This window comes from Rhizobacter sp., from assembly GCF_031412495.1.
GTDB lineage: Bacteria > Pseudomonadota > Gammaproteobacteria > Burkholderiales > Burkholderiaceae_C > Schlegelella_A.
In genome coordinates this window covers 1-1,513 of record NZ_JANODC010000499.1, presented here as the reverse complement: position 1 = coordinate 1,513, position 1,513 = coordinate 1, and the positions used below count along the sequence as shown (strand labels likewise).

Below are 1,513 nucleotides of genomic sequence, written 5' to 3'. Positions count from 1 at the left end.
CGCTCGACGGAATCTGCACGCCGTACTGCGTGACCTTGCCCGATGCGTCCTTCACCGTCAGCTTCTTCGCCGCATCGGCCATCTCGGCCCAGCTGGCCGGCGGCTTGTTCGGGTCGAGGCCCGCGGCCTTGAACAGCTCCTTGTTGTAGTACAGCACCACGGTCGAGCGCTGGAACGGGATGCCCCAGGTCTTGCCGCCGGTCTGGCTGTTCAACATGAAGGCCTTGTAGAAGCCGCCGAGCCAGGCGCGGTCTTCGGCGGTCTTGATGAAGTTGTCGATCGGCACGATGGCGTCTTCGTCGATCAGCGTGAACATGTCGGTCGACAGCAGCACCGAGGTCACCGGCGGGCTGCCCGACTTGTGGGCCGTGAGGGCCTTGACGATCGTGTCCTGGTAGCTGCCGGCATAGATCGGCGTGACCTTGATCCCGGCGTTCTCCTTGCCGAAGTCGGCCGCGTACTCGTCGATGATCTTCGTGATCGGCCCGCCGACGGCCACCGGGAAGAAGAACGAGATGTCGGTGGGCGCCTGGGCCTGCGCGCCGAGCGTGAAGGCACCGAGCGCCGTGGCGGCCAGCAGCTGGTTGAAGGTCTTGCGTTGCATCGAGCGGCTCCTCTTGTGAAGTGTTGAGGGGAAAAAGATTCAGGCGACGCGTGCGCCCAACGAGTCGAAGAAATGTTCGTCCTGCGCTGCCCAGCCCAGGCGCACTGCAGCACCTTCGGCCAACTCGGTCTTGCCCTCGGCCCGCACCGTCACGAGCTCGCTGCCGACAGCGCAGCGCAGCACCAGGTCGGCGCCGAGGTACTCGACGCTCTTGACGGTGGCCGGCACCGCGCCGCCGAGCGACACCGATTCGGGCCGGATGCCCAGCGTGGCCGCGGGCTGGCGCACGGCGACGCTGCTGCCGGCGATCCGGCCGCCGTCGAGCTTGAGCAGGTTCATCGCCGGCGTGCCGATGAAGCGTGCCGCGAAAGTGGTGGCCGGCATCGCGTACAGCTCGCGCGGCGCGGCGTTCTGCTCGATGCGGCCCTGGTTCAGCAGCACCACCTGGTCGGCCATGCTCATCGCCTCGGTCTGGTCGTGCGTGACGTAGACCACCGTCAGGCCCAGGCGCTGCTGCAGCTCGCGCAGCTCGTGGCGCATCTCCTGGCGCAGTTGCGCATCGAGGTTCGACAGCGGCTCGTCCATCAGGCAGACCTGGGTCTGCGCGACGAGGGCGCGGCCGAGTGCCACGCGCTGCTGCTGCCCGCCCGAGAGTTGCGAGGGCTTGCGCTCGAGCAGCGGCGTGAGGCCCAGCAACTCGGCGGCCTCCTTGAAGCGGCGCGCGGCCTCGCTTCTTTCGACCTTGCGCACTGAGAGGCCGAAGCCGATGTTCTGCGCCACGCTGAGGTGCGGAAAGAGCGCGTAGTTCTGGAACACCATCGAGATGCCGCGCTGGGCCGGCGGCGCGTGCGTGACGTCCACGCCGTCGACGAAAACCTGGCCGCTGGTGGCCGACTCGAGCCCCGCGAT

At 67.8% G+C, this 1,513-nt stretch carries 2 protein-coding genes; both read right to left on the bottom strand.

Annotated features, from left to right (window positions below):
- On the bottom strand, window positions 1-604 hold a 604-nt coding region (locus tag AC30N0_RS18725; RefSeq protein WP_489519399.1), incomplete at its 3' end, for an extracellular solute-binding protein.
- Window positions 605-643: 39 nt separating this feature from the next.
- On the bottom strand, window positions 644-1,513 hold an 870-nt coding region (locus AC30N0_RS18720), incomplete at its 5' end, for an ABC transporter ATP-binding protein (protein WP_489519398.1).